This window comes from Kitasatospora sp. NPDC057940, from assembly GCF_042887425.1.
Taxonomy (GTDB): Bacteria; Actinomycetota; Actinomycetes; order Streptomycetales; family Streptomycetaceae; genus Kitasatospora.
Map to the genome: position 1 here is coordinate 81,688 of NZ_JBHVPH010000007.1, position 26,122 is coordinate 107,809.

Sequence of the window (26,122 nt, forward strand, 5' to 3'; positions counted from 1 at the left end):
CTGCCAGGGGATGATCGGACGGCGACGGGACGTCTGGCAGACTTCTCGTCCATGGGGGAACCGACCAAGATCCAACACGGCCGCGCACCGCGCGCCGGGGCGGCGCGCGGTGACGGTTCCGGAGCACGGCCGGCCTCCTCGGAACGCCTGCCCGACGGAGCCGCCCGCGCCACTCAGTCCCGTGTCGCCGCACTGCGCGGCCGCATCCGCGACCAGCGGCGCTCACCGGCCCGGCCGAAGCTCTGGTTCGAACTGGCCCTGATCGGGATCAGCTACTGGATCTACTCGATCATCCGCAACGCCGTTCCGGAACAGGCCTCGATAGCCCAGAAGCACGCGCGCTGGATCTGGGACCTGGAGCACTCGCTGGGCATCGCCGTCGAGCGTTCGATCAACCACGCCGCGGACAGCGTCGGGTGGCTCATCACCGGGATGAACTACTACTACGCGACCCTGCACTTCATCGTGACCATCGGCGTGCTGGTCTGGCTCTACCGCCGCCACCCCGGCCGCTACGTCGCCGCCCGCACCGTGCTGTTCGCCACCACCGCGATCGCCCTGATCGGCTTCTACTTCTTCCCGCTGGCCCCGCCCCGGCTGATGACCGACGGCGGCTTCATCGACACCGTGAAGGTGCACGGCACCTGGGGCTCGATGGCCTCCGGGCCCGCCGCGCACGTGTCCAACCAGTACGCGGCGATGCCCTCGATGCACATCGGCTGGTCGACCTGGTGCGGGCTGGCCATCTTCTACCTGGCCCGCCGGACGTGGGTCAAGGTGCTCGGCCTGCTCTACCCGGTGGCCACCCTGACGGTGATCGTCTCGACCGCCAACCACTTCTGGATGGACGCCGTCGGCGGCGCGCTCTGCCTCGCCCTGGGCTTCCTCACCGCCCGCTGGATGTACCACTCCTGGGTCTACAGACTGCCCCAGGTGCCCGCCCGGGAGACGGCGGATGAGCCGATCACCGTCCCCGAGCAGTGGAGCGAACCCGCGGTGAGCAGCGCCCGCCGGTAGAGCCGCTGGACCTGGACGGACGGAAGGGGCCCCACTCGGGGCCCCTTTCGCGTGCCGGGCCTCGGCCGCCGGTCTCGGCCGCCGGTCTCGGCCCCCCGGCTCAGCCCCCGTAGAACAGCCGCTCCACCACCGCCCGGGCCCGCCGGGTGGTCCGCCGGTAGTCGTCCACCAGCTCGCCGCTGTGCCCGGCGCCGTACCCGAGGTAGCGGGCCACCCCGGCCAGCTCCCGGGCCTCCCCGGGGAAGCTGTCGCCGGGCCGGCCGCGTACCAGCATCACCGCCGAACGCACCCGGGAGGCCAGCACCCAGGCCGCGTCCAGCACCTGCGCGTCCGAACGCCCGACCAACCCGGCTTCGGCCGCGGCCGCCAGCGCGGCCCTGGTCCGGGTGGTGCGCAGGGCCGGCAGCTCGTGCCCGTGCTGGAGCTGGAACAGCTGCACCGTCCACTCCACGTCGGCCAGCCCGCCGCGGCCGATCTTGGTGTGCGTGGTCGGGTCGGCGCCGCGCGGCAGCCGCTCGGCCTCGATCCGCGCCTTGATCCGGCGGATCTCCACCAGGTCCCGCTCCGGCACCCCGACGCCCGGGTAGCGCAGCGGGTCGATCAGCTGCCGGAACCGCGCGCCCAGCTCCTCGTCCCCGGCCACCGGCTCGGCGCGCAGCAGCGCCTGGCTCTCCCAGGCGTGCGACCAGCGCCGGTAGTACGCCGCGTACGAGGCGAGGGTGCGCACCAGCGGGCCGCTGCGCCCCTCCGGCCGCAGGTCGGCGTCGACCAGCAGCGGCGGCTCGGTGGACGGCGCGCCGAGCAGGGTCCGCAGCTCGTTGCAGACCGCCTGGGCGGCCCGGGCGGCGTCCTGCTCCAGCGAGCCGAGCAGCGGCTCATGGACGAAGAGCACGTCGGCGTCCGAGCCGTAGCCCAGCTCGTGGCCGCCGAACCGGCCCATCGCGATCACCGCGATCCGGGTCGGCAGGTCGCCGTGCTCGGCCTCCCAGCCGGCCGTGCAGGCGCGCAGCGCGCCCTGGAGGGTGGCGGCGTTGAGCGCGGTCAGCGCCTCCCCCGCGGTGTCCAGCGCCTCGGCCGGGTCGTCGCCGAGGCGGCCGAGGACGTCCGCGGCGGCGGTGCGGAACAGCTCCCGGCGGCGCACCGAGCGGGCGGCGGCGACGGCGGCCGCGGTGGATCCGGCCCGGCCGACGGCGGCCAGTATCTCCTGCTCCAGGGAGGCCCGGCCGCGCGGCGCCAGGCCCTGCGGGTCGCCCAGCATGGCGACCGCCTCGGGGGCGCGCAGCAGCAGGTCGGGGGCGAGCCGGCCGGCCGACAGCACCCGGGCCAGTTGCTCGGCGGCGGCGCTCTCGTCGCGCAGCAGCCGCAGGTACCAGGGGGTGCGGCCGAGCGCGTCGGAGACCTGGCGGAAGTTGAGCAGCCCGGCGTCCGGGTCGGCCGAGTCGGCGAACCAGCCGAGCAGCACCGGCAGCAGGGTGCGCTGGATCGCGGCCTTGCGGCTCACCCCGGAGGCGAGCGCGCTGAGGTGGCGCAGCGCGGCGGCCGGGTCCGCGTAGCCCAGCGCCTCCAGCCGGGCCCGGGCCGCGTCCGGGGTCAACCCGGCCGCGCCCGCCGGCAGTTCGGCGACGGCGTCGAGCAGCGGCCGGTAGAACAGCTTCTCGTGCAGCCGCCGGACCTCCACCGCGTGCCGCTTCCACTCGCGCTGCAGCGCGGCCACCGGGTCGGAGCGGGTGTCGTCGTTGATCAGCGCGGCCAGCGAGCGGGCCAGCCGGCGCAGGTCCTCCGCGCCGGTGGGCATCAGGTGGGTGCGGCGCAGCCGGTAGAGCTGGATCCGGTGCTCCAGGGAGCGCAGGAAGCGGTAGGCGGTGTCCAGCGAGACGGCGTCCGCCCGGCCGACGTACCCGCCGCGGGAGAGCGCGGCCAGCGCCTCCAGGGTGTTGCCGCTGCGCAGCGCCGGGTCGGTGCGGCCGTGCACCAGCTGGAGCAGCTGGACGGAGAACTCGACGTCGCGCAGCCCGCCGGGGCCGAGCTTGAGCTGGCGGTCCAGTTCGGTGGCGGGGATCGAGTCGATCACCCGGCGGCGCATCTGCTGCACGTCGGTGACGAAGTTGTCCCGGGTGGCGGCCTGCCAGACCATCGGGGCCAGCGCCTCCAGGTAGGCGGCGCCGAGTTCGGCGTCCCCGGCGACCGGGCGGGCCTTGAGCAGCGCCTGGAACTCCCAGGTCTTGGCCCAGCGCTGGTAGTAGGCGAGGTGGCTGGCCAGGGTGCGCACCAGCGGGCCGTTGCGGCCCTCGGGGCGCAGGTTGGCGTCCACCGGCCAGATGGTGCCCTCGCCCGTGGTGTCCGCGCAGAGCCGGGTGAGGGCGGCGGCGAGCCGGGTGGCGGCCTTGACGGCCTCGTGCTCGTCCACGCCCTCGCGCGGCTCGGCGACGAAGATGACGTCCACGTCGGAGACGTAGTTGAGTTCGCGGCCGCCGCACTTGCCCATGCCGATCACGGCGAGCCGGCAGGCCCGGGCGGCGTCCTGGTCCTGCTCGGCGGCGAGGTCCAGGGCGGTCTGCAGGGTGGCGCCGGCCAGGTCGGCGAGTTCGGCGGCGGTCTGCGCGAGGTCGGTGGTGCCGGTGAGGTCGCGGGCGGCGATGGCGAGCAGGCAGCGGCGGTAGGCGACGCGCAGGGCGTCCGCCGGGCTGCGGCCGCGCTCCCGGCCGCGCCGGACGCCCTCGGCGAGCGCGCGGCGGAAGTCCTCCGGGCCGGGGTGCATGTCGCGCAGCTCGAAGGTGACCAGCATGTGCCAGTCGTGCGGGTGCCGGGCCAGGTGGTCGGCGAGCGCGGTGGAGACGCCGAGCACGCCGAGCAGCCGGTCGCGCAGCGGCTTGGAGGTGGTGAGGGTGTCGCGCAGGGTGTGCCGTTCGGCCTCGTCGGCGGCCTCCAGCAGCCGGGCCAGGCCGAGCAGGGCGAGGTCGGGGTCGGCGGTGGCGCCGAGCGCGTCCAGCAGCACGGGGTCGTCGGCCAGGCCTTCCAGGCCGGGGCCCGCCAGCAGCCGCACCGCCTGCGCCGGGTCGGTGAACCCGCGCCTGACCAGCCTGATCTCCGGCCGGCTGACCCTGCTCCCGGCCCGCTGCTCGTCCACCGCCATGGCCCCTCCATCCGTCCGCCCCAGCAGGTTACGCGCCCTGACGGCCCGGCGCCGGACACGACCGCCCGGGCGGCTCGGCGCCGCGCGCCGCGCCACCCGTCCGTGACCTCGGGGCCGCCGCGCTCGTTCTCCCGGCGCCGACCGCCCCACCCCGTCCTGCCCGTCCCATCCCGTCCCATCTCCCGTCCCATCCCGTCCCATCCCGTCCCGTCCCGGAGCGCCGATGCCCAGCCGCCTGCCCTCGCTCACCGGGCTGCGCTTCTGGGCCGCCCTGCTGGTGGTGCTCTACCACCTGTCCCGCAAGGTCGGCGGCCTGCCGGTGCTCGACCCGTTCGCCTGGTACGGGCGCTCGGGGGTGACGTTCTTCTTCGTCCTGTCCGGTTTCGTCCTGGCCTGGACGTACGGCGGCTCGCCCGTCCCCGCCGGGGCGTTCGCCCGCCGCCGGTTCGCCCGGATCTGGCCGCTGCACGTGCTGAGCACCGTGCTGTCGCTGGGCGCGGACGTCGCGATCGGCACGGCGCTGCCGGTGGCGGCCACGCTCTGGTCGCTGGTGCTGGTGCACCCGTGGGCGCAGGCGACGGTGTACGGCGGCAATCCGGCGTCCTGGTCGCTGGGCGCCGAGGCCTGGTTCTACCTGCTGTTCCCGCTGCTGCTGCGGTCGCTGGCGCCGCGCCGCCGGGCCTGGCTGCCGGTGGCGGCGGTGTGCGCGGCGCTCGGCCCGGCGCTGTGGGCGGCGGGCCCGCTGCTGCCGGCCGATCCGACGGTGCGCGGCTGGCTGCTGGACTACCTGCCGCTGACCCGTACCCCGCAGTTCGTGCTCGGCGTGGCGGTCGGGCTGGCGGTGCGGCACGGGCTGCTCCCCCGGGTGCGGCTGGGCGCGGCGGCCGCGGCGGTGGCGGGCTGGCACCTGCTGCTGGCGCCCTGGCACGCGGCCGTCCCGGACGCGCTGTGGTGGGGCCCGTACAGCGCCTCCCAGCTGGTGCCGGCGGCCCTGTTCGCGGCGCTGCTGGTGGCGGCGGCCCAGCGGGACACGACCGGTGCGGCCCTCCGACCAGCAGGCGGACGGGGTCTGGCCGGGCGGACGGCGGTGCGGCTCGGCGAGTGGTCCTACGCCTGGTACCTGGTGCACGAGATCGGCATCCGCTGCTGGCTCGCCGAGCTGGGCCGCCCGGCGCCCGGGGCGGCGGCGCTCGGGGTCTGGCTGCTGCTGGCCGGGGGGTCGCTGGCGGTGGCGGCGGGCCTGTACCGCTGGGTGGAGCGGCCGTGCGAGCGGCTGCTGCGCGGCTCGCCGCGCCGGCCCGGCGGGAACGCGGCGGCGCCGCTGCCGGCCCGCGCGGTGCGGGTGGGTCGGCAGCGGCGCCGGACGGCGGCCGGTCAGGCGTCGGGGGAGCCGTCCAGGTTGACGTAGGCGTAGAAGACGCCGATGTCGTAGCCGTCCTTCTGGGTGTTGAAGGTGGCGGTGAGGTCGGTGTCCCCGTTGCGCAGGTACGGCGAGATGTCCCAGCGGTTGGAGTCGTAGCCGAAGTTGTTGCGGTTGTACGGGTTGCGGACGAACTGGTCCTCCGGGACCAGCTCCTCGATGGTGGAGTTGAAGGCGTCGTTCGGCGGGTGGTTGATGTCGGAGAACAGCGTCTCGGGCCCGTTGGTGGACTTGACCGACAGGGTGTCGCCGGTCCACTTGAGGTCGCCGTCGTAGACCACCCAGCCGAGCTTGCCGTGGAGCTGGCCGCTCTGCGGCGTCTGCAGCCCCGTGAGCTTGATCTGCCGCGTCGGGCTGTCCGGCAGCTCGACCTGGAAGCCGTCCCACAGGTGGATGTGCCGCATCGGCTTGCAGTCGTTCTCGTACGCGACGACGATCGTCCAGCCGCCCCAGCTGTGCGGCTTCACCACCGAGTCCATGTTGGCGACGGTGTAGGTGCCGTTGCCGGCGTTCCTGACCAGGTCGGTGATGTCGGCGGAGGCCTGGTAGCTGCTCTCCACGTCGGTGGTGATGTAGCCGATGGACGGCTGGTCGTTGGCGATGTCCCGGTACTGCTTCTCGCCCGGGACCTTGAGGTACACCTCGTCGATCTGGTTCTCCGGCAGCACGGTCTCGCCGATGCCGCGGGTGCCGCCCCAGTACAGCCGGGCGTACTTGACCTTGGAGCCGTCGATCAGGCCGAGGTCGGCGGAGCTGGCGGAGTAGATCGGGTCACCGAGCGGGCCGATGGAGCCCGGGTCGATGTTGATGTACTTCATCTCGTACTTGTTGTTGATCGGCATGCTGCCGAGGCCCTTGCGGGCGTCCTCGCAGGGCGGCTGCTCCGGGTCGAGCGGCGCCTTGGTCTCGTCACAGGTCATCAGCGAGTTGCTGATCCTGGTGACGGAGCCGTGGAAGTCGCCCTGGAAGCGGGTGGTGAACGGCAGCGGGTTCTCGGCGATGGTCTCGGCGCGCGGGCGCGGGTTCGCCGAGCCGGAGCCGGAGCCACGGGCGTCGGCGGTCGGGGTGACCAGCAGCTGGCTCGCGACGGCGGCGAGCGCGGCGCCCGCGACGACGGCCCGGCGGGCGAGCAGGCGGGCCGCGGCGGCGCGGCTGACAGCGGAGGAGGGCATGGGATCCTCTCGGGACGGAACGGACGAGCACGCCCATCGGACCACAACCGTCCGTCACAGGATCTTCACATACCGCCATTGGGGAAACGATCCACCCCAGCGGACGGCCCGCTGTCATCCGATCGAACGACAGCGGGCCCGGAGGTGTTTGGGATCCTCAGGCGCTCACAGCACCTGGAGGTTCTTGCGCAGCTCGAACGGCGTCACCTCGGAGCGGTACTCCTCCCACTCCTGCCGCTTGTTGCGCAAAAAGAAGTCGAAGACGTGCTCGCCGAGGGTCTCGGCGACGAGCTCGCTGCGCTGCATCAGGTCGATCGCCTCGCCGAGGTTCTGCGGCATCGGCTGGATGCCGAGGGCGCGGCGCTCGGAGTCGGTCAGCGCCCAGACGTCGTCGTCGGCGCCCGGCGGGAGCTCGTAGCCCTCCTCGATGCCCTTGAGGCCGGCCGCGAGGGTGACGGCGTACGCGAGGTACGGGTTGCAGCCGGTGTCCAGGGAGCGGACCTCGATCCGGGTGGAGCCCTGCTTGCCGGGCTTGTACATCGGCACCCGGATCAGCGCCGAGCGGTTGTTGTGGCCCCAGCAGATGTAGGACGGGGCCTCGCCGCCGGCGCCGGCGGTGCGCTGGGAGCCGCCCCAGATCCGCTTGTAGGAGTTCACCCACTGGTTGGTGACGGCGGCGGTCTCGGCGGCGTGCTTGAGCAGGCCGGCGATGAAGGAGCGGCCGACCTTGGAGAGCTGGTACTCGGCGCCGGTCTCGTGGAAGGCGTTGCGGTCGCCCTCGAACAGCGACAGGTGGGTGTGCATGCCCGAGCCGGGGTGGTCGGAGAACGGCTTGGGCATGAAGCTGGCGTGCACGCCCTGCTCCAGCGCGACCTCCTTCATGACCAGACGGAAGGTCATGATGTTGTCGGCGGTGGACAGCGCGTCGGCGTAGCGCAGGTCGATCTCCTGCTGGCCGGGGGCGCCCTCGTGGTGGGAGAACTCCACCGAGATGCCCATCGACTCCAGCATGGTGATGGCCTGTCGGCGGAAGTCGTGGCCGACCCCGCGCGGGGTGTGGTCGAAGTAGCCGGACTGGTCGGCGGGGATCGGCGGGGTGCCGTCGCCGGGCAGGTTCTTCAGCAGGAAGAACTCGATCTCGGGGTGGGTGTAGAAGGTGAAGCCCTGGGCGGAGGCCTTCTCCAGGGTGCGCTTGAGCACGAACCGGGGGTCCGCGTAGGACGGCGAGCCGTCGGGCATCAGGATGTCGCAGAACATCCGGGCGGTGCCGGGGGTCTCCGAGCGCCACGGCAGGATCTGGAACGTGGTCGGGTCCGGCTTGGCGATCATGTCGGACTCGTAGACCCGGGCGAAGCCCTCGATCGCCGAGCCGTCGAAGCCGATGCCCTCCTCGAAGGCCTGCTCCAGTTCGGCCGGAGCCACCGCGACCGACTTCAGGAACCCGAGCACGTCGGTGAACCACAGCCGGACGAACCGGATGTCACGCTCCTCAAGCGTCCGAAGCACGAACTGCTGCTGCTTGCCCATGGGGACAGTCTCACCTCTGCTCTTTACGCTCGTGTTACGCCCGGAAGACCCCCGGACGCGACTGCCCCCATCATGGCCGATCACCGCGCGGGACGGCAGTCCGGACCCCGGGCCGACCCCCCGGGCAGCACATTGCGTCAGATCGACGATTACACTCGGAGGCATGCCCAATCTCCGTCTCGCCCTGAGCCAGATCGACCCCTGGGTCGGTGACATCGCCCGCAACAGCGATGAGGTGGTGCGCTGGACCAGGCAGGCCGTGGAGGCCGGCGCCCAGTTGGTCGCCTTCCCCGAGATGGCCCTGACCGGCTACCCCGTCGAGGACCTCGCCCTGCGCAGTTCCTTCGTCGAGGCGTCCCGGGGCGCGCTGGTCGAGCTGGCCGGGCGGCTGGCCGCCGACGGGCTGGGCGAGGTGCCGGTGGTGGTCGGCTACCTCGGGCGCTCCGAGCACGCCTCGCCGAGGTTCGGCCGCCCGGCCGGCTCCCCGCAGAACTGCGCCGCCGTGCTGCACCGGGGCGAGGTGGTGACCCGCTTCGCCAAGCACCACCTGCCCAACTACGGCGTGTTCGACGAGTACCGCTGGTTCGTCCCGGGCGAGCAGCTGCCGGTGCTGCGGCTGCACGGAGTGGACGTCGCGCTGGCCATCTGCGAGGACATCTGGCAGGACGGCGGCCGGGTCACCGCGGCCCGCGAGGCCGGGGCCGGGCTGCTGCTGGTGGTCAACGGCTCGCCGTACGAGCGGAACAAGGACGACCAGCGGCTGGAGCTGGTCCGGCGCCGGGCCGCCGAGGCGGGCTGCCCGCTGGCCTACGTCAACATGGTCGGCGGCCAGGACGAGCTGGTCTTCGACGGCGACTCGATCGTGGTCGGCGCGGACGGCGAGGTGCTGGCCCGCTCCCCGCAGTTCGAGGAGCACCTGCTGGTGCTGGACCTCGACCTGCCGGCCGCCGGGGGCGACCACACCGACGGGCTGCTGCTGAGCGACGGCCTGCACCTCGTCCGCACCGAGCTGGGCGGCGAGCCGCAGGCCGCGCCCGCGGACACCCCGGCCCCCGAGGTGGCGCCGCGGCTGTCCGACGAGGCGGAGATCTGGGCCGCGCTGGTCTCCGGCACCCGGGCGTACGTCACCAAGAACGGCTTCCGGTCGGTGCTGATCGGCCTCTCCGGCGGCATCGACTCGGCGCTGGTGGCCGCCATCGCGGTGGACGCGATCGGCGCCGAGAACGTGTACTGCGTCTCGATGCCCAGCCGCTACTCCTCGCAGCACTCCCGGGACGACGCGGCCGAGCTGGCCCGCCGGACGGGGCTGCACTACCGCACCGTCTCCATCGCCCCGATGTTCGACGCCTACCTGGGCGCGACCGAGCTGACCGGCCTGGCCGAGGAGAACCTGCAGTCCCGGCTGCGCGGCACCCTGCTGATGGCGATCTCCAACCAGGAGGGGCACATCGTGCTCGCGCCCGGCAACAAGAGCGAGCTGGCCGTCGGCTACTCGACCCTGTACGGCGACTCGGTGGGCGCGTTCGGGCCGATCAAGGACGTCTACAAGTCGCTGGTCTTCCGGCTGGCCCACTGGCGCAACGAGGAGGCCGAGCGGCGCGGCGAGGTGCCGCCGATCCCGGAGAACACCATCTCCAAGCCGCCGTCGGCCGAGCTGCGGCCGGACCAGAAGGACAGCGACTCGCTGCCCGACTACGACCTGCTGGACAGCGTGCTGGCCCGCTACATCGAGGGCGACGAGGGGCGGGACGCGATCGTCGCGGCCGGCTTCGACCCGGCCGTGGTGGACCGGGTGGTCCGGCTGGTCGACACCGCCGAGTACAAGCGGCGGCAGTACCCGCCGGGCCCCAAGATCTCGGTCAAGAACTTCGGCCGGGACCGCCGCCTGCCGATCACCAACCGCTGGCGGCGGGGCTGAGCCAGGAGAGAACCCCTAGTTGAACCGGTAGGTGGCGGCCACCGCGAGGTGGTCGCTGCCGTCCCGGGGCAGGGTGCGGGAGTCGACCGGCGCGAGGCCGCCCTTGCTCATGATCTGGTCGATCCGGGCCATCGGGAAGGACGCCGGCCAGCTGAAGCCGAAGCCGTCCCCGGCGGCGCCCTGGGCCGAGCGCATCTGCGAGGTGACCGGCGCCAGGCTGCGGTCGTTCATGGTGCCGTTGAGGTCGCCGAGCAGCAGCACCTTCTTCACCGGCTCGGCCTGGATCGCGTCGCCGAGCGCCTGCGCGCTGACGTCCCGCTGGTCGACGGTGAAGCCGCCCTCGGCCTTCAGCCGCACCGACGGCAGGTGCGCGACGTACACCGCGACCGGGCCCTGCGGGGTGGCGACCTGGGCCCGGAACGCCCTGGTCCAGCCCATCTTGAGGTCCACCGGCGAGACGCCGCTGATCGGGTACTTCGACCAGAGGCCGACCGTCCCCTCCACCTCGTGGTACGGGTACGCCTCGGCGAGCCCGCTCTCGTAGTCGCGCAGCGGCTTGCCGGCCAGTTCCTGGAGGGCGACGATCTGGGCGCCGGAGGCCACCAGGCCGCGGACGGTGCCCGGCACGTCGGGGTTGGCGGCGGCGACGTTGTGGCTGACCACCGTCCAATCGCCGGTGCCGCCGCTCTTGTCGCTGAGCAGGCCGCCGAACAGGTTGAGCCAGATGGCGACGGGCAGCAGCAGCGCGATCAGCGCGGTGGCGGAGCGGCGCAGCAGCGCGGGGACCAGCAGCACCGGGACGGCCAGGCCGATCCAGGGCAGGAAGGTCTCCAGCAGGCTGCCGAGGTTGCCGGCGCTGTTGGGGACGTCGGCGTGGAGGGCCATCAGCAGGGCGGCGAGCACGGCCAGCACCGCGATGACCAGGCCGCGCCGCCAGGTGGTGGCGCCGCGGCCGTCCCGGCCCCAGTGCCGCAGGCCCAGGAACCCTCCGGGACGGCCCGCGGGGGCCGGGGTGCCCGCCTCGCCCCAGGGCCCGGCCGTGCTCCGGTCGGTCCTGTCCGCCTGCGTCATCCGTGGCTCCCGTTGTTCGTGCCGTCGCCGGTCCGGTGTCCGGCCCGTGCGGTACGGGCGGGTGCCGGACTGGTGCCGGTTTGATCGGATACCCGGCTCAGCCTATGCCGGGACAGACGCGGGGCCGTCGGAGCGGGTTCCGGCGTGGCCCGGTTTGGTGAGCCAGGCCACGCCGGACACGGGTCGGTGCAGGTCGGACGCGGGTCGGTGCAGGTCGCCGCAGGTGCGGGGCCGGGGCGCGGGGGCCGGGGCGCGGGAGCGCGTTCAGCCGCGGGAGCCGGAGGCCGCGTGCGGCGCCAGGCCTTCGAGCAGCGAGTCGACCATCCGGCGGGCCAGGTCCGGGTCCTCCAGGTCGGAGTCGTCCCAGAGGATGCTGCGGTACAGGATCGGGCCCATCAGCATGTCGCCGAGCAGCTCGACGTCGAGGTCGGACCGCAGCACGCCCTCGTCCATGGCGCGGCGGATCAGGGTGAGACCCGCCTCCCGGCGGGGCTTGATCACCCGGTCGCGGTACGCGCTGTGCAGGTCGGGCAGGCCCTGCATCTGGCCGAGGGCGGCCTTGAGCACCCAGCGGGAGCGCTTGGCGAGGCCGCGCCGGCGCATGTAGTCGATCATCTCGATCAGGTGGTCCCGGGCGGTGCCGTCGGTCGGCACGGGCATCGCGACTTCCAGCCGGCTGACCACGTCGACCAGCAGGGCCTCCTTGTTGGGCCAGCGCCGGTAGATGGTGGCCTTGCCGACGCCGGCCGCGGCGGCGATGCCCTCGATGGTGAGCTCGGACAGCGCGGTGCCGCCGGCCATCAGGTCCTCGACAGCGGCGAAGATGGCCTGCTCGGCGGCCTCGCTGCGCGGGCGGCCGCGGCGTACGGCGGCGCAGGGCTGTCCGGCCCCGGCGGCCGGGGTGTCCGTCTTCATCCCCGCTGTACTCCCTCGCTGTCCGCGTGGCGCACGGGCGCCGTTCCGTTTCCGATGGTGGTCCGTGGACGGGGCCGGGTGGCGGCCGCCGTCCTGGACCTCGGCCCTGCCGCCCGGGGGTTCACCCGGGTGACAGGGCCATTGTCGCTCAGGGCGATCGCAGGTCAGGCGTCCGCGGCCACGGCCTTGCGGCTCTGGTCGGACTGCTCGGCGGCCTTCCCGGCCGGGCCGCCGGGGGCGGCCGACCGGCGCGGCAGCAGGAACCAGGCGATCAGCGCGCCGACCACCGTGATGCCCGCGGAGAGCGAGGCCACCACGTGCATGGCGCTGACGAAGGCGTCGTCGGCCGGGCCGATCAGCGCGGCGCCCTTGGGGCCCATCCGCTCGGCGATGGCCAGGGTGGCCTCCAGCGACTCGCCGGCCTTGCCGCGCAGGTCGTCGGGCAGCTGGTTGAGCGTGTCGGTCATGCCGTCGCGGTAGACGGTGGAGAGCACCGCGCCGAGCACGGCGACGCCGAGCGAGCCGCCGACCTGGCGGAAGGTGTTGTTGACGGCCGAGCCCGCGCCGGCCTTCTCGCGGGGCAGCGAGGCCATGATCGCGACGGTGACCGGCGGCATGACGTGCGCCATGCCGGTGCCCATCAGCAGGCCGAGCACGACCAGCACCCAGATCGGCGTGTCGACGCCCAGCAGGGTGTAGCCGACGAAGCCGACCGCGATCAGCAGCATGCCGACGGCGGCGGTGGCGGCGACGCCGAAGCGGTCGACCACCAGCCGGGCCCGCGGCGCGAACAGCAGCTGGGCGACGGCCAGCGGCAGCATCAGCAGGCCGGCCTGGAGCGCGCTGTAGCCGCGCACGCTCTGGATGTAGAAGACGCCGAAGAAGGAGACGCCCATCAGCGCGAAGAAGACCACGCCGACGACCACGACGGAGGCGCTGAACACCTTGTTGCGGAACCAGGTGACGTCCAGCGCGGGGAAGCGGGTGCGGCCCTCGAACCAGACGAAGGCGGCCAGCGCCAGCACGCCGACCAGCGTCGGCACCCAGGCCTCGGCGGCGGTGAAGTCGGCCAGCTCGCCGCCCTTGATGATGCCGTAGATCAGCGCGACCAGGCCGATGATCGACAGCAGCACGCCTATCGGGTCGAGCTTGCCGGGGTTCGGGTCCTTGGACTCGGGCACCAGGACGATCATCGCGATCACCGCGACGATCACGATCGGGACGTTGACCAGGAAGACCGAGCCCCACCAGAAGTGCTCGATCAGCAGGCCGCCGGTGATCGGGCCGATGGCGATGGCCAGGCCGACCGCGCCGGCCCAGATGCCGATCGCCTTGGGCTGCTCGGAGCGCTCGAACACGTTCATGATGATGGCCAGCGTGGCGGGCATCGCGAGCGCGGCGCCGACGCCCATCAGGGCGCGGTAGCCCACGAGCTCACCGGGCGAGGCGGCCATCGCGGAGAGCAGCGAGGCGATGCCGAAGACCACCATGCCGCCGAGCAGCGCGCGCTTGCGGCCGAAGCGGTCGCCGAGCAGGCCGGAGGTGAAGAGCAGCCCGGCGAACACCAGGGTGTAGGAGTTGATCGACCACTCCAGGTCGCTCTGGCTGGCGCCGAGGCCGACCGGCGCGGGGGTCGCGATGGTCTTCATCGCGACGTTGAGGATCGAGTTGTCGAGGACGACGACGAGCAGGGCGAGCACCAGGGTGCAGAGGATCGCCCAGCGCCGACGGTGGATGGCTTCCGGCACGCGGGGCGGCGCGGCTGCGGTGGTCATTGGTCTTCCCGTCCGTGATGGTGTGGCACTGGCGGGCAATTCCGAGCCATGGTCGTCTCGTAACCCCCCGGAGCCAGCGTAGCGACCATTTCGATACGAGACGAATCCGTTTCGTAAAAACGCGGCAAAGCCCGTCCGTCCGGCGGCCCCCGGTGTGCCGCAGATCGCACCCGCGCGCCTGCACGCCCCTTTGCGCCCACGCCGGGGCGTGCAAGCATGGAGGTGATCCGGGGACGCCGTACGGCGCCACGAGACGACAACCCTTCAGGAGTCCGTTCGATGAACGCTTCTTCGCCTTCGCCTGCCCAGAACCAGGCGGCGACCGCCACCCTCTACGGCGGGGTCACCAACCGCCGCATCACCGTCCGCGACCTCGCCACCGCCAAGCAGCGCGGCGAGAAGTGGTCGATGCTCACCGCCTACGACGCCCTCACCGCCGGGGTGTTCGACGAGGCCGGCATCCCCGTCCTGCTGGTCGGCGACTCCGCCGGCAACTGCCACCTCGGCTACGAGACCACCGTGCCGGTGACCATGGATCAGATGGTGATGCTCTCCGCCGCCGTCGTCCGCGGCACCAAGCGCGCGATGATCGTCGCCGACCTGCCGTTCGGCTCCTACCAGGAGTCCCCCGCACAGGCCATGCGCAACGCGGCCCGGCTGATGAAGGAGGCCGGGGTCGGCGCGGTCAAGCTGGAGGGCGGGGAGCGCAGCGCCCGCTCGATCGAGCTGCTGGTCGAGGCCGGCGTCCCGGTGATGGCGCACATCGGCCTCACCCCGCAGTCCGTGCACGCCTTCGGCGGCTACCCCGTCCAGGGCCGCGGCGACGAGGCGGCGCACCAGCTGCTGCGCGACGCCAAGGCCGTCCAGCAGTCGGGCGCCTTCGCCGTCGTGCTGGAGGCGGTGCCGGCCGAGCTGGCCGCCCAGGTCACCGAGCAGCTGGCCATCCCGACCGTCGGCATCGGCGGCGGGCCCGACACCGACGCCCAGGTCCTGGTCTGGACCGACATGGCCGGCATGACGGCGGGCCGGGTGCCCAAGTTCGTCAAGCAGTACGCCGACCTGCGGACCGTCCTCGGCGACGCCGCCCGCGCCTTCGCCGAGGACGTCCGCGGCGGCGCCTTCCCGGCGGCGGAGCACAGCTTCCACTAGGTCCCGCCCCCCCGACGGCCCCGCTCCCCCGCCCGGGAGCGGGGCCGCTGCCGTGTGCCCGCTCCCCCGGTGACAGCGGTCTGACAGCGCGGCGCCTGGCCCGGCCCCCTCATGACAGCCCGCTGACAGCCGGGCCGGACAACCTGGGGGCATGACACGAATCGCCACCGCCCCGAACGACCGGGGGACCGCCGCGGGCAACGCCGTCGAAGTCCGCGGCATCGTCAAGCACTACGGCACCACCAAGGCCCTCGACGGGGTCGACCTCACCGTCCGCGAGGGCACCGTGCTCGGCGTGCTCGGCCCCAACGGCGCCGGCAAGACCACCCTGGTCCGGGTCCTCTCCACCCTGATCAAGCCCGACGCCGGCACCGCGTTCGTCGGCGGCTACGACGTCCTGCGCCAGCCCAAGCAGCTGCGCCGCACCATCGGCCTCACCGGGCAGTACGCCTCCGTCGACGAACTCCTCTCCGGGTACGAGAACCTCTACCTGATCGGCCGGCTGCTCGACCTCCCCAGCCGCGAGGCCAAGGCCCGGGCCGCCGAGCTGCTGGAGCGCTTCTCGCTCACCGAGGCCGCCAAGCGGACCGCCAAGACCTACTCCGGCGGCATGCGCCGCCGCCTCGACCTGGCCGCCAGCATGATCGGCCGCCCCAAGGTGCTCTACCTGGACGAACCCACCACCGGCCTCGACCCGCGCACCCGCAACGAGGTCTGGGACGAGGTCCAGCGGATGGTCGCCGAGGGCAGCACCGTGCTGCTCACCACCCAGTACATGGAGGAGGCGGAGCAGCTCGCCGACGAGCTGACCGTCATCGACCGCGGCCGGGTGATCGCCAACGGCGGCGTGGCCGAGCTCAAGGCCAAGGTCGGCGGCCAGACCCTCCAGATCCGCGCCGCCGATCCGGCCGAGCTGCCCGAGATGGCCCGATGCCTGCACGACCGCGGCATCACCAGCGCCACCGTCTCCACCGACACCGGCCTGCTCGCGGTGCCGATCACCAACGACGAGCAGCTGACCACCGTCATCGGGGTGCTCGGCGCCCGCGGCTTCGCGATAGCCGGCATCGACACCAAGGTGCCCAGCCTCGACGAGGTCTTCCTCGCCATCACCGGCAAGCCCGCCGACACCGCGGACGCCGCCCCCAGCCTCGCCAAGGAGCCCGTCGCATGACCACCGCCACCATCGCCCCCGCCCGGGTGGAGGACTCCCGGATCGGCCTGTCCGGCACCTTCCGCCACGTCGGCGCACTGACCCGCCGCAACCTGATGCGGATCAAGGCCGACCCGGAGTCGATGTTCGACGCCGTGCTGATGCCGGTCATCTTCACGGTGCTGTTCGTCTACGTCTTCGGCGGCGCCGTCTCCGGCAACCAGGACTCCTACAAGCAGTACATGATCCCCGGCCTCCTCGGGCAGACCGGCCTCACCCTCGCGATGGCCGTCGGCACCGGCCTGAACAGCGACTTCCAGACCGGCGTGATGGACCGCTTCCGGACCCTGCCGATCGGCCGGGCCTCCGTCCTGCTCTCCAAGATGGCCGCCGAGACCTGCCGGGCGCTGCTCTCCTTCGTGATCCTGATCGGCTTCGCGATGTGCATCGGCTTCGAGGTGAAGACCGGTCCGCTGGAGGTCGTGGCCGCGGTCGGCCTGTCGCTGGTGTTCGGCATGTCGATCGTCTGGGTCTCGATGCTGCTGGGCATGGCGCTGCGCAGCGCCCAGGCCGTCCAGGGCGTGGCCATGCTGGTCCTGATGCCGATGCAGTTCGGCAGCTCGATCTTCGCGCCGACCGACACCATGCCGGGCTGGCTCCAGGCCTTCACCAAGGTCAACCCGCTGTCGGCGCTCGCCGACGCCTCCCGCTCCCTGCTCAACGGCCAGGGGCCGCTGGCCCACCCGGTGATGGTCGTGCTGATCTGGTCGGTGGCCACCACCGCGATCTTCGCGCCGCTCGCCGTCGCCCGCTTCCGCAAGCGGACCTGAGAACGGCCGCCGGCCCTCCGCGGGGGAGGGCCGGGGGGCGGCCGGCCGGCACCAGGGGACGGGGCCGGCCGGCGGAACGGCAGACCGACGACCGGGGACGGGCGTCGCTCAGCCGGTCCACTCCTGTCGGCTGACCGGTGACCAGGGACGGACGCCGGTCAGCCGATCCACTCGTACATCCGCTCCCGGACCTGTCCCGGGTTCAGGCCCTCGCCGGCCGCGTGGGCGGCCTCGAACGCGGCGTCGCCCAGCTGGGCCCGCAGGTCGGCCGCCGCCCTGCCCCGCTCGACGCGGTCCAGGTAGCCGCCCTTCGGACCGTTCAGCACGTGGTGCGCGCCGTGCAGCACGGTGGCCTGCCGGGCCCGCTCCAGGTCGCCGTCGCGCTCGGCGAAGGCGCGCAGCACCCCCACCACCGCGGGGACCACCATGACCGTCATCTGCTCGCCGAAGCCGCTCGTGCGCGACGTCTCGCGGAGCAGCGTCCGCCCCTCGCGCAGCATCGCGAGCCCCTCGTCCGGCCGGCCCGCCCGGGCGGTGATCCAGCCCCGGGTGGTGATCAGCATCCCGGTCACGATCCCCGGGGCGAAGCTGCCGACGCTGGTCGCCTCCATCCGGTCCAGCTCGGCCAGCGCCTGCTCGTACTCGCCGCGCAGCATGTGGACGCCGCAGAGCGTGAGGCCGCCGAACAGCAGCGCGCCGGTGGAGGAGTGGTCCGCGCTGTGGTGGTCCAGCCCGTCCAGCGTCTCCCGGATGATCCGCTCGCCGTGCTCCATGTCCTGCTCCAGCAGGGCGGAGCCGAGGTTCACCCGCAGCATCGGCACCTCGTGCGGCGTCCCCAGCTCCTCGGCCAGCTCGATCGCCCGCTCGTACGCGACGGCGGCCGCCTCCGGCTCGCCCCGGTTGGCCAGCGACTCGCCCTGGGCGGACAGGGCCTGGGAGACCCCCCAGAGGTTGCCGGCCTGCTCGAACAGCTCCAGGGAGCGCTGGCCGTCCAGGATTCCCTGGTCGGCCCCGCCCGGCCAGTCGTTCAGCATCTTGGCCCGGAGCTGCAGGATGAACGCGAGGTCGTTCGGCCCGCCGTGCTCCTCGCAGCCGCGGACGGCGTCGTCCAGCAGGCTCCTCATCATCTCCAGCCGGCCGGCCAGGAACGCCCCGAACACCCGCATCAGGCCCGGGAACCGGTAGGCCTGCGGCAGCTCCGGGGTGTAGACGTCCAGCAGCTGCTCCGCGACGGCGATCGCCTCCGGGTTGCCGAGCACGTCCAGGTTCCCCTCGAACATGCCCATCAGCCGGTACATCGCGAGCAGTCGTCGGGCCTCCTCGACGACCCCTTCGGGCATCGGCAGGCCGTAGGAGAGCACGTCCCGCTCCAGCGGTACGGGCGGCTTCGGGCCGAACGGATCCGGCCCGAGCGCCGCGACGGCGTCGTACCAGCCGCGGGCCTCCATGCTGTAGCCGCGCAGCGACCAGTACCAGCTCATGCCAAGGGTGAGGGCCAGCGACTGCTCCTCGTCCCCGAGGTCGATGGCGCGCCTCAGCGCGGCCCGGATGTTGTCCAGCTCGCGCTCCAGCACCGTCAGCCAGTGCAGCTGCTGGGAGCCGTGGATGTTCAGGAAGGCGGTGGCGGCGATGGTACGGAAGTGCGTCAGGTGGCGGGCCCCGGTCGCGTCGCGCTCCTCCTCGGACTCGGCGAGGCGCTCGGTCGCGTACTCGTGGATGGTCTCCAGCATCCGGTAGCGCGGCAGGCTGCCGTCGTCCAGGTCGGCCACCAGCAGGGACTTGTCGACCAGCGACAGCAGCAGGTCGGCGACCTCCCCGCCGACCACCTCGACGCCGTCCGCGCAGATCGCCTCGGCGTCCTCCAGCTGCCAGCCGCCGGCGAACACCGAGAGCCGGCGCAGCACCGCCCGTTCGCGCTTGCCCAGCAGGTCCCAGCTCCAGTCGACCACCGCGCGCAGGGTCTGCTGGCGCGGCAGCAGGGTGCGGCTGCCCGCGGTGAGCAGGGCGAACCGGCCGTCCAGGCGGTCGGCGATCTGGCGCGCCGTCATCACCCGCAGCCGGGCGGCGGCGAGTTCGATGGCCAGCGGCAGGCCGTCCAGGCGGCGGCAGATCTCGGCGCAGGCCGCCGGGTCGGTGTCCGGGTCGAAGCCGGGTCGGGCGGCGGTGGCGCGCTCGGTGAGCAGGCGCAGCGCCACCGGGTCGGGCAGCGGCTCGACCGGCAGCACGGTCTCGCCGGGCACGCCGAGCGGCTCCCGGCTGGTGGCGAGCACGGTCAGCTCGGGGCACTCGGTGAGCAGGATGTCGGCGAGGTCGGCGGCGGCCTGGATCAGGTGTTCGCAGTTGTCCAGGACGAGCAGCATCCGGCGGTGGCCGCAGTGCTCGACCAGCCGGCGCACCGGGTCCTCGGCGCGCTTCTCGATCACCTCGGCGACCATGCCGCCGCTGTGCAGCACGATCTCGCGCAGGCCGAGTGCGGAGACCACGGCGGCGGGCACCGCGTCCGGGGTCTCCAGCGGGGCGAGTTCGGCGACCCAGACGCCGTCCGGCCAGTGCCCGGCGGACTGCTCGGCGCGGCCGGCCTCGATCGAGAGCCTGGTCTTGCCGGAGCCGCCGGGGCCGGTCAGGGTGACCATCCGACGCTCCGTCAACGTTCCGCGCAGTGCGGCGAGATCGCTCTCGCGGCCGACGAAGCTGGTCAGCCGGCCGCGCAGGTTGCCGCCGACGCGCGGGGGCTGGAGCGCCCCGGGCCGCCCGGTGGCCGGCGGGGCCGGCTGGGTCACCGGGGCCGGTATGGACTCCGGTGCGGGCGCGGGTACGGTCGGCGCCGGGGCGGGCGCCGGGTCGACCTCGGCCGGAGTCAGCAACGTGGCGTACAGGGACTGGAGTTGGCGCCCCGGGTCGACGCCGAGCTCCTCGGCGAGGGCGCGCCTGGTCCGCTCGTAGTGGCGCAGCGCCTCGGCGGTGCGCCCGCTCTCGTGCAGCGCCCGGATCATCAGCTGCTGCAACGGCTCGTCCAGCGGCTGCCGTTCGCAGAGCTCGGTGAGCTCGGCGACCAGTTCGGCGGCCCGGCCGAGCCCGAGCTCGGCGGTGATCCGGTGGCGGCGGGCCTCCTCGCGCTGGGTCTCCAGCCGGGCGGCCGGGCCGCTGCGGTCCGGCAGGTCGGCCAGGGCGGGGCCGCGCCACAGCGCCAGGGCGGCGCGCAGCCGCTCGGCGGCGAGCGCGTGGTCCCCGGTGTCGAGGGCGCGGCGGCCTTCGGCGCCGAGCCGCTGGAACTCGGCGAGGTCGGTGGCCGGGTCGGTCAGCCAGTACCCGGCCGGGCCGGAGCCGATCTCGTCCCGGCCGACGGTCCGGCGCAGCCGGCCGACCAGGGTCTGGAGCGCGGCGGAGGAGTCCTGGGGCGGCTCGGCCTCCCACACCTCGTCCACCAGCAGGTCGGCGGGCACCGGGCGGCCCTGCCGGAGGGCGAGCGCGGTGAGCAGTGCCCGTAGCCGGGCGCCGCCTAGCGGCACCGGGGTGCCGTCGTCGTGGTGGGCCGTCGTGGTCCCGAGGATGCCGTAGTACACCGGTCCATTCTGGTCGATGGGCGGCGATCGGGGCGCACAATTGTCCAGGGGCCTCTCACCGGCGGCGGAACCCGGACAGGGCCCTCGGACGTTCACCCGGGACGGCTTGTCCGGTCACCGGCCCGCCCGGCATGATCGATCCCCTGGCCGCTTTTCCTCGGACACCCGGAGCACCCACACCATGACCTTCGCCGCCACGCAGCGCTCACGCAGCGAGGACCGCCGGATCAGCCCGGTGTTCTGGGTGCTCCTCGCCGTCCTCGCCACCTCCGGCTGGGCGGTGTACTCGGGCTACGGGAACGCCGCGTTCGGGGTGTTCCTGTTCGTGGTGGCGGGCTGGCTGGTCTCGCTGTGCCTGCACGAGTACGCGCACGCCCGCACCGCGCTGCACGGCGGCGACATCACCGTCGGCGCCAAGGGCTACCTCACGCTCAACCCGCTGAAGTACACCAACGTGCTGCTCAGCCTCGTGCTGCCGATCGTCTTCGTGATCATGGGCGGCATCGGCCTGCCCGGCGGCTCGGTCTGGATCGAGCGGGACCGGATCCAGGGCCGGCTCAAGCACAGCCTGATCTCGGCGGCCGGGCCGCTGGTGAACCTGGTGTGCGCGGCCCTGCTGCTGATCCCGATCGGCGCCGGCTGGCTGGACGACCCGACGGTGCACGCGGTCTGGAACGGCTACGAGCTGAACGTCTCGCCGTTCGCGGCCGCGCTCGGCTTCCTCGGCCTGCTCCAGCTCAGCGCCGCCCTGCTGAACCTGCTGCCGGTGCCCGGGCTGGACGGCTACGGGATCGTCGAGCCCTGGCTGTCGTACAAGACCCGGCGCGCGGTCGAGCCGTTCGCGCCGTACGGGCTGCTGGCCGTGTTCGCGCTGCTGTGGCAGCCCTCGGTGAACTCGTTCTTCTTCGGGGTCCTCCACGACCTGATGAACCTGTTCGGCGTGGACCAGAACTACGCGACGCTCGGCCGGTACCTGTTCAGCTTCTGGAACAACTAGCCGGCTAGCCCTGCTCGGCTGCCGCGGCGGCGGCCGTGGCCTCGGCGATCTTCGCGCGGCGGCGGTTCATCCAGAGCACGTTGCTCGCCACACCGGCCATCGGGAGCCAGATCAGGCCCAGCCAGAAGCCCTGGGTCAGCGAGACCACGGCGGCGGCCAAGGCGAGGACGACGACGATCAGGGCGAAGAGGGACGTGCGGGGCATGGCGGGAGGCTCCTAGGGCCGGGTGCGGTCGGCCGGGTTGCGGCCGCACCCATTGTCGCCGACCTCACCTCCGGAGCTGGTCCAGGGGTGAGGCCGACACGGCTCGACCGGATCCCGGAGCGGCCGGTCCCGGACGGTCTGATCTCGGATTGTCCGGTCCCGGACCGTCCGCTCTCAGACGGCCCGGTCTCAGACGTCCGTCACCCGCAGGCCCGCGTGGGCCTTGTAGCGGCGGTTGACCGAGATCAGGTTGGCCACCAGCGACTCCACCTGGTGCGCGTTGCGCAGCCGGCCCGCGAAGATCCCCCGCATGCCGGGGATCCGGCCGGCCAGCGCCTGCACGATGTCGGTGGCGGCCCGCTCCTCGCCGAGCACCATGACGTCGGTGTCGATCTGCTCCACCGACTCGTCCTGGAGCAGCACCGCCGAGAGGTGGTGGAAGGCGGCGGTGACCCGGGAGTCCGGCAGCAGCGCGGCGGCCTGCTGGGCGGCGCTGCCCTCCTCCGGCTTCAGCGCGTACGCGCCCTGCTTGTCGAAGCCGAGCGGGTTGACGCAGTCGACCACGATCTTGCCGGCCAGTTCCTCGCGCAGCGCGGTCAGGGTCGGGGCGTGCCCGTCCCAGGGCACCGCGACGATCACCACGTCGCTCTCCCGGGCGGTGGTGGCGTTGTCGGCGCCACGCACGCCGAGGCCCAGTTCGGCGGCGGAGGCCTCGGCCCGGGCCGCGTCGCGCGAGCCGATGATCACCTGCTGGCCGGCCTTGGCCAGTCGCAGGGCCAGGCCGCGCCCCTGGTCGCCGGTGCCGCCGAGGACACCGACCACCAGGTGTGAGACGTCCGGCAGTTCGTGGGCCGGCTTTGTCGCTGAATCGAGGGAAGTCATGGGCCGATCCTGTCAAACCCCCGGCCGGACGCGACATTCTGGGCCGCATGGACGCGGTGAGAGTTTCGGCACTCCGGCAGCACCTGGTGGGCACCGGCTGGCTGGAGGCGGTCGGCGGCTTCGCCGGGTCGCTGTGGCGCTCGGTGTCGCGGCGCGGGGCCGGCGAGCTGCTGCTGATCGGCACCGAGGCGTACGAGCCCTGGCACCTGGCCGCGCACCTGGCGGACGAGGCCGCCTGGTCGGCCGTCCCCCGACTGGCGCCCACCCTGCTGCGGCACGCTCCGCCGACCGGCGCCCCGGCGCACCTCGCGCACGGCCTGAGTCGGCTCACCGGGGCCGGGCGCGGCGCCACCCTCCTGGTGGTGGCGCCGGAGGCGGCCGGCGCGCCGCTGCTGGAACGGGTGCAGGACGCCCGCCGGCAGGGCGCGACCGTGCTCGCGCTGGACGGCGCCGCCCCCGCCGAGCCGGGCGACCTCGGCGGGCTCGCGCACGAGCGGCTCGCCGTCGGCACCGCCGACGAGGAGCCCTTCGACCTCGCCCAGCACCTGGTCAGCGCCGCCGCCGGGCGGGCCCGGGCCCGCCGCACCGCGCTGGACCGGCTCGCCGGACTCGCCGGCCGGCTGACCGCACCACCCGCGATCAGCCGCTGGTAGCCCGGGCCCGACCCACCTCGGCCCGCTCCGCCCCCGGCCCGACCGTGACGGCCGTGTGTCGGGCTGAAAAACCCTTTGCGAACCCGGTAGCCCGCGTTCGAGGATGCTGGTTCGTGAACGACGACGAACCCCCGCATCCCCCCGGCGCCTCCGGCCGGTCGCGCACGCTGCTGCGCTCGCTCGCGCCCGACCTCTCGCCCTGGCGCGCCTCCCGCGACTTCCGCTTCCTCTGGCTCTCCGGCTGCGTCACCAGCTTCGGCAGCTACCTCACCTACGTCGCCGTGCCGATGCAGATCAAGGAGCTGACCGGCTCCTCCTTCGCGGTCGGCCTGATCGGCGCCGTCGAGCTCGTCCCGCTGATCGTGTTCGGCCTGTGGGGCGGCGCCCTCGCCGACGCCCTGGACCGCCGGAAGCTGGTGCTGCGGGCCGAGGCCGGGCTGGGCCTGCTCGCCGGCCTGCTGCTGCTCAACGCGCTGCTGCCGTCCCCGCTGCTCTGGCCGATCTACCTGGTCGCCGCACTGGTCGCGGCCTGCGACGGGTTGCAGCGCCCGGCCCTGGACTCGCTCACCCCGCGGATCGTCCCGCACCAGCACCTGACCGCCGCGTTCGCGCTCAACTCCCTGTACCGCAACGCCGCTTCGGTGGCCGGGCCGGCGCTGGCCGGCGTCGTGGTGGCGTTCTCCGGGGTGGGGACGGCGTACGCGCTGGACGTGGTCACCTTCGCCGCCTCGCTGCTGCTGCTCGTCCGGATCCGGGCGGTGCCGCCGGCCACCGGCGCCGAGCGGCCGTCGGTGCGGGCGGTGCTCACCGGCGTCCGGTACGCGTGGAGCCGCAAGGACCTGCTCGGCACCTACACGATCGACCTCTGCGCGATGCTGTTCGCCTTCCCGGTGGCCGTCTTCCCCTTCCTGGCCTCCGAGTTGGGCGCGGACTGGGCGCTCGGCCCGATGTACGCGGCCTCCGCGGCCGGCGCCCTGCTGGTCGGGGCGACCAGCGGCTGGACGTCCCGGATCCACCGGCACGGCCGGCTGCTGGTGGTCGCCGCCGTCGGCTGGGGTGCCGCCATGGCCCTGGCCGGCCTGTCCGGGAGCATCTGGCTGGTGCTGCTCGGCCTGGCGCTGGCCGGCGGCGCCGACGAGATCAGCGGGCTGGCCCGCTCGACCATGTGGAACCAGTCCATCCCGGACGAGGTGCGCGGCCGGATGGCCGGCGTCGAACTGCTCAGCTACTCCGTCGGCCCCCAGCTCGGCCAGGTCCGGGCCGGCACCATGGCCGGGCTGGTCGGCGTCCGCGCCGCCGTCTGGAGCGGCGGTCTGATCTGCGTCGCCGCCGTCCTCGTGGTGGCCGCCGCGCTGCCCAAACTGCTCGCCTACGACGACCGCACCGACCCGCACACCGCCGCCGTCCGCGCCGAGCACGAGCGCGCGGAGCGCGAGCGGGAGCAGCAGCACGACCGGGAGGCCGCCCCGGCGACGGACTGACGGCGGCCGGCCGGCGGCGGCTTGGACGGCGACGGCTTGGACGGCAGAAGCCGGGCGCCGGACGCCGCCCCGGCCGCTACTGGCCGCCGCCGTCCTTCGGCGTGTCGTTCCAGCGCTCGTCCCCCTGCCGCCACTCCCGGTTGCGCTCGTCGGCGAGTTGCAGGGCGTGCGAGGCCTCCTCCGGGCTGTCGTACGGGCCGAGGCGGTCCTTGGCGGGGCACTCCGGCCCCTCCTCGACCTTGCCGTGCTTGATGCAGTAGAACCACTCGCCGGGCTTGCCGGTCGGCTTGCGGTGGAATCCCAGGGGCATGGTGCCCTCCCGTCGATTCGATGGGGTCGTACCGATCATTCCCCGGCCGGGGCCGCCGCGCACACCGCCCGGGCGCGCCGGGGTCGGCCGATAGACTCGCGGCCATGGCTCTCGTACCCGGCATCCAGTCCCCCACCCGCAAGGTCCCGGCGCACATCGCGCGCCCCGAGTACGTCGGTCGGCCCGCCCCGACGCCGTACACCGGGCCCGAGGTGCAGACCGCCGAGACGATCGAGAAGATGCGGATCGCGAGCCGGATCGCCGCCCAGGCGATGGCGGAGGCCGCCAAGCTGATCGCCCCCGGCGTCACCACCGACGCGCTGGACGCCGTCGCCCACACCTACATGTGCGACCACGACGCGTACCCGTCCGACCTCGGCTACCGCGGCTTCCCCAAGTCGGTCTGCACCTCGATCAACGAGGTGATCTGCCACGGCATCCCGGACTCGACCGTGCTCCAGGACGGCGACATCGTCAACATCGACGCCACCGCGTACATCCACGGGGTGCACGGCGACCTCAACGCCACCTACCTGGTCGGCGACGTCGACGAGGAGTCCCGGCTGCTGGTCGAGCGGACCCGCGAATCCCTCAACCGGGCGATCAAGGCCGTCAAGCCCGGTCGTCAGATCAACGTGATCGGGCGGGTCATCGAGTCCTACGCCAAGCGCTTCGACTACGGCGTGGTGCGGGACTTCACCGGGCACGGCATCAACACGTCGTTCCACTCCGGCCTGATCATCCCGCACTACGACAGCGAGCGGGCCACCGAGGTGATCAAGCCGGGGATGACCTTCACCATCGAGCCGATGCTCACCCTGGGCACCTACGACTACGAGATCTGGCCGGACGGCTGGACGGTCGTCACCAAGGACCGCAAGCGCACCGCCCAGTTCGAGCACACCCTGGTGGTCACGGCGGACGGCGCGGAGGTCCTCACCCTGCCGTGAC

At 73.4% G+C, this 26,122-nt stretch carries 20 protein-coding genes; 10 read left to right on the plus strand and 10 right to left on the minus strand.

Annotation, left to right across the window (positions count from 1 at the left end; genetic code table 11):
• The first annotated feature begins 51 nt into the window (after positions 1-51).
• Positions 52-1,017, plus strand: coding sequence for a phosphatase PAP2 family protein (locus ACFVTF_RS13900; RefSeq protein WP_387813333.1), 966 nt, complete (start codon positions 52-54; stop codon positions 1,015-1,017).
• A 100-nt stretch (positions 1,018-1,117) separates the two neighbouring features.
• On the opposite strand, the gene ACFVTF_RS13905 is transcribed toward ACFVTF_RS13900, so the two are convergent.
• A complete protein-coding gene (locus tag ACFVTF_RS13905; protein WP_387813336.1) occupies positions 1,118-4,150 on the minus strand; it encodes a bifunctional [glutamine synthetase] adenylyltransferase/[glutamine synthetase]-adenylyl-L-tyrosine phosphorylase in 3,033 nt (1,010 codons plus the stop codon).
• 223 nt (positions 4,151-4,373) lie between these two features.
• Here ACFVTF_RS13905 and ACFVTF_RS13910 point away from each other — a divergent pair, with 223 nt between their 5' ends.
• On the plus strand, positions 4,374-5,558 hold the full coding sequence (locus ACFVTF_RS13910; RefSeq protein ID WP_387813339.1) for an acyltransferase family protein: 1,185 nt from the start codon (positions 4,374-4,376) through the stop codon (positions 5,556-5,558).
• On the opposite strand, the gene ACFVTF_RS13915 is transcribed toward ACFVTF_RS13910, so the two are convergent.
• Positions 5,525-6,742: a hypothetical protein gene (locus tag ACFVTF_RS13915; protein ID WP_387813342.1), complete on the minus strand. Its 1,218-nt coding sequence runs from the start codon at positions 6,740-6,742 to the stop codon at positions 5,525-5,527. The genes ACFVTF_RS13910 and ACFVTF_RS13915 overlap by 34 nt on opposite strands.
• 165 nt (positions 6,743-6,907) lie before the next feature.
• On the minus strand, positions 6,908-8,269 hold the full coding sequence (gene glnA, locus ACFVTF_RS13920) for a type I glutamate--ammonia ligase (protein WP_063347345.1): 1,362 nt from the start codon (positions 8,267-8,269) through the stop codon (positions 6,908-6,910).
• Positions 8,270-8,432: 163 nt separating this feature from the next.
• Between glnA and ACFVTF_RS13925 the strand changes: the two genes are divergently transcribed.
• The gene (locus tag ACFVTF_RS13925) at positions 8,433-10,187 is read left to right on the plus strand and encodes an NAD+ synthase (RefSeq protein ID WP_387813346.1); all 1,755 of its coding nucleotides are present in this window, start codon (positions 8,433-8,435) and stop codon (positions 10,185-10,187) included.
• A gap of 15 nt (positions 10,188-10,202) precedes the next feature.
• On the opposite strand, the gene ACFVTF_RS13930 is transcribed toward ACFVTF_RS13925, so the two are convergent.
• From ACFVTF_RS13930 to ACFVTF_RS13940, 3 genes are all read right to left on the minus strand, one after another.
• Entirely contained in the window at positions 10,203-11,072 is an 870-nt protein-coding gene (locus tag ACFVTF_RS13930) for an endonuclease/exonuclease/phosphatase family protein (RefSeq protein WP_363580978.1), read from the minus strand.
• Between the two features lie 450 nt (positions 11,073-11,522).
• Positions 11,523-12,173, minus strand: coding sequence for a TetR/AcrR family transcriptional regulator (locus ACFVTF_RS13935; RefSeq protein WP_387813349.1), 651 nt, complete (start codon positions 12,171-12,173; stop codon positions 11,523-11,525).
• Between the two features lie 164 nt (positions 12,174-12,337).
• The gene (locus ACFVTF_RS13940; RefSeq protein WP_387813351.1) at positions 12,338-13,948 is read right to left on the minus strand and encodes an MFS transporter; all 1,611 of its coding nucleotides are present in this window, start codon (positions 13,946-13,948) and stop codon (positions 12,338-12,340) included.
• Between the two features lie 279 nt (positions 13,949-14,227).
• Between ACFVTF_RS13940 and panB the strand changes: the two genes are divergently transcribed.
• The 3 genes from panB (at position 14,228) to ACFVTF_RS13955 (ending at position 17,080) form a co-directional block, all read left to right on the plus strand.
• On the plus strand, positions 14,228-15,097 hold the full coding sequence (gene panB, locus ACFVTF_RS13945) for a 3-methyl-2-oxobutanoate hydroxymethyltransferase (protein WP_387813354.1): 870 nt from the start codon (positions 14,228-14,230) through the stop codon (positions 15,095-15,097).
• A gap of 151 nt (positions 15,098-15,248) precedes the next feature.
• Positions 15,249-16,271 carry an ATP-binding cassette domain-containing protein gene (locus tag ACFVTF_RS13950; protein ID WP_371516741.1) on the plus strand — a complete coding sequence of 341 codons (1,023 nt, stop codon included), beginning with the start codon at positions 15,249-15,251 and terminating at the stop codon, positions 16,269-16,271.
• Positions 16,268-17,080: an ABC transporter permease gene (locus tag ACFVTF_RS13955; RefSeq protein WP_371516742.1), complete on the plus strand. Its 813-nt coding sequence runs from the start codon at positions 16,268-16,270 to the stop codon at positions 17,078-17,080. Before ACFVTF_RS13950 ends, ACFVTF_RS13955 begins: the two co-directional genes overlap by 4 nt.
• A gap of 158 nt (positions 17,081-17,238) precedes the next feature.
• Here the strand turns inward: ACFVTF_RS13955 and ACFVTF_RS13960 are convergent, their stop codons facing one another.
• Positions 17,239-20,643, minus strand: coding sequence for a BTAD domain-containing putative transcriptional regulator (locus ACFVTF_RS13960; protein WP_387813359.1), 3,405 nt, complete (start codon positions 20,641-20,643; stop codon positions 17,239-17,241).
• Between the two features lie 181 nt (positions 20,644-20,824).
• On the opposite strand from ACFVTF_RS13960, the gene ACFVTF_RS13965 reads away from it, so the two are divergent.
• On the plus strand, positions 20,825-21,640 hold the full coding sequence (locus ACFVTF_RS13965; RefSeq protein WP_387813362.1) for a site-2 protease family protein: 816 nt from the start codon (positions 20,825-20,827) through the stop codon (positions 21,638-21,640).
• Between the two features lie 4 nt (positions 21,641-21,644).
• Here the strand turns inward: ACFVTF_RS13965 and ACFVTF_RS13970 are convergent, their stop codons facing one another.
• Positions 21,645-21,845 (minus strand): hypothetical protein, encoded by a 201-nt coding sequence (locus tag ACFVTF_RS13970; protein ID WP_363372195.1) that lies wholly within the window; start codon positions 21,843-21,845, stop codon positions 21,645-21,647.
• 189 nt (positions 21,846-22,034) lie between these two features.
• Positions 22,035-22,727 (minus strand): NADPH-dependent F420 reductase, encoded by a 693-nt coding sequence (gene npdG, locus ACFVTF_RS13975; RefSeq protein WP_371516745.1) that lies wholly within the window; start codon positions 22,725-22,727, stop codon positions 22,035-22,037.
• A gap of 47 nt (positions 22,728-22,774) precedes the next feature.
• Between npdG and ACFVTF_RS13980 the strand changes: the two genes are divergently transcribed.
• The gene (locus ACFVTF_RS13980; RefSeq protein WP_387813365.1) at positions 22,775-23,380 is read left to right on the plus strand and encodes a hypothetical protein; all 606 of its coding nucleotides are present in this window, start codon (positions 22,775-22,777) and stop codon (positions 23,378-23,380) included.
• 113 nt (positions 23,381-23,493) lie between these two features.
• Complete coding sequence (locus ACFVTF_RS13985; RefSeq protein WP_387813368.1) at positions 23,494-24,861, plus strand: MFS transporter; 1,368 nt, start codon at positions 23,494-23,496, stop codon at positions 24,859-24,861.
• Positions 24,862-24,937: 76 nt separating this feature from the next.
• Here ACFVTF_RS13985 and ACFVTF_RS13990 read toward each other — a convergent pair whose 3' ends face one another.
• Positions 24,938-25,171, minus strand: coding sequence for a hypothetical protein (locus tag ACFVTF_RS13990; RefSeq protein ID WP_371516748.1), 234 nt, complete (start codon positions 25,169-25,171; stop codon positions 24,938-24,940).
• Positions 25,172-25,275: 104 nt separating this feature from the next.
• On the opposite strand from ACFVTF_RS13990, the gene map reads away from it, so the two are divergent.
• Positions 25,276-26,121, plus strand: coding sequence for a type I methionyl aminopeptidase (gene map, locus ACFVTF_RS13995; protein ID WP_063347361.1), 846 nt, complete (start codon positions 25,276-25,278; stop codon positions 26,119-26,121).
• Position 26,122 lies beyond the last annotated feature (1 nt).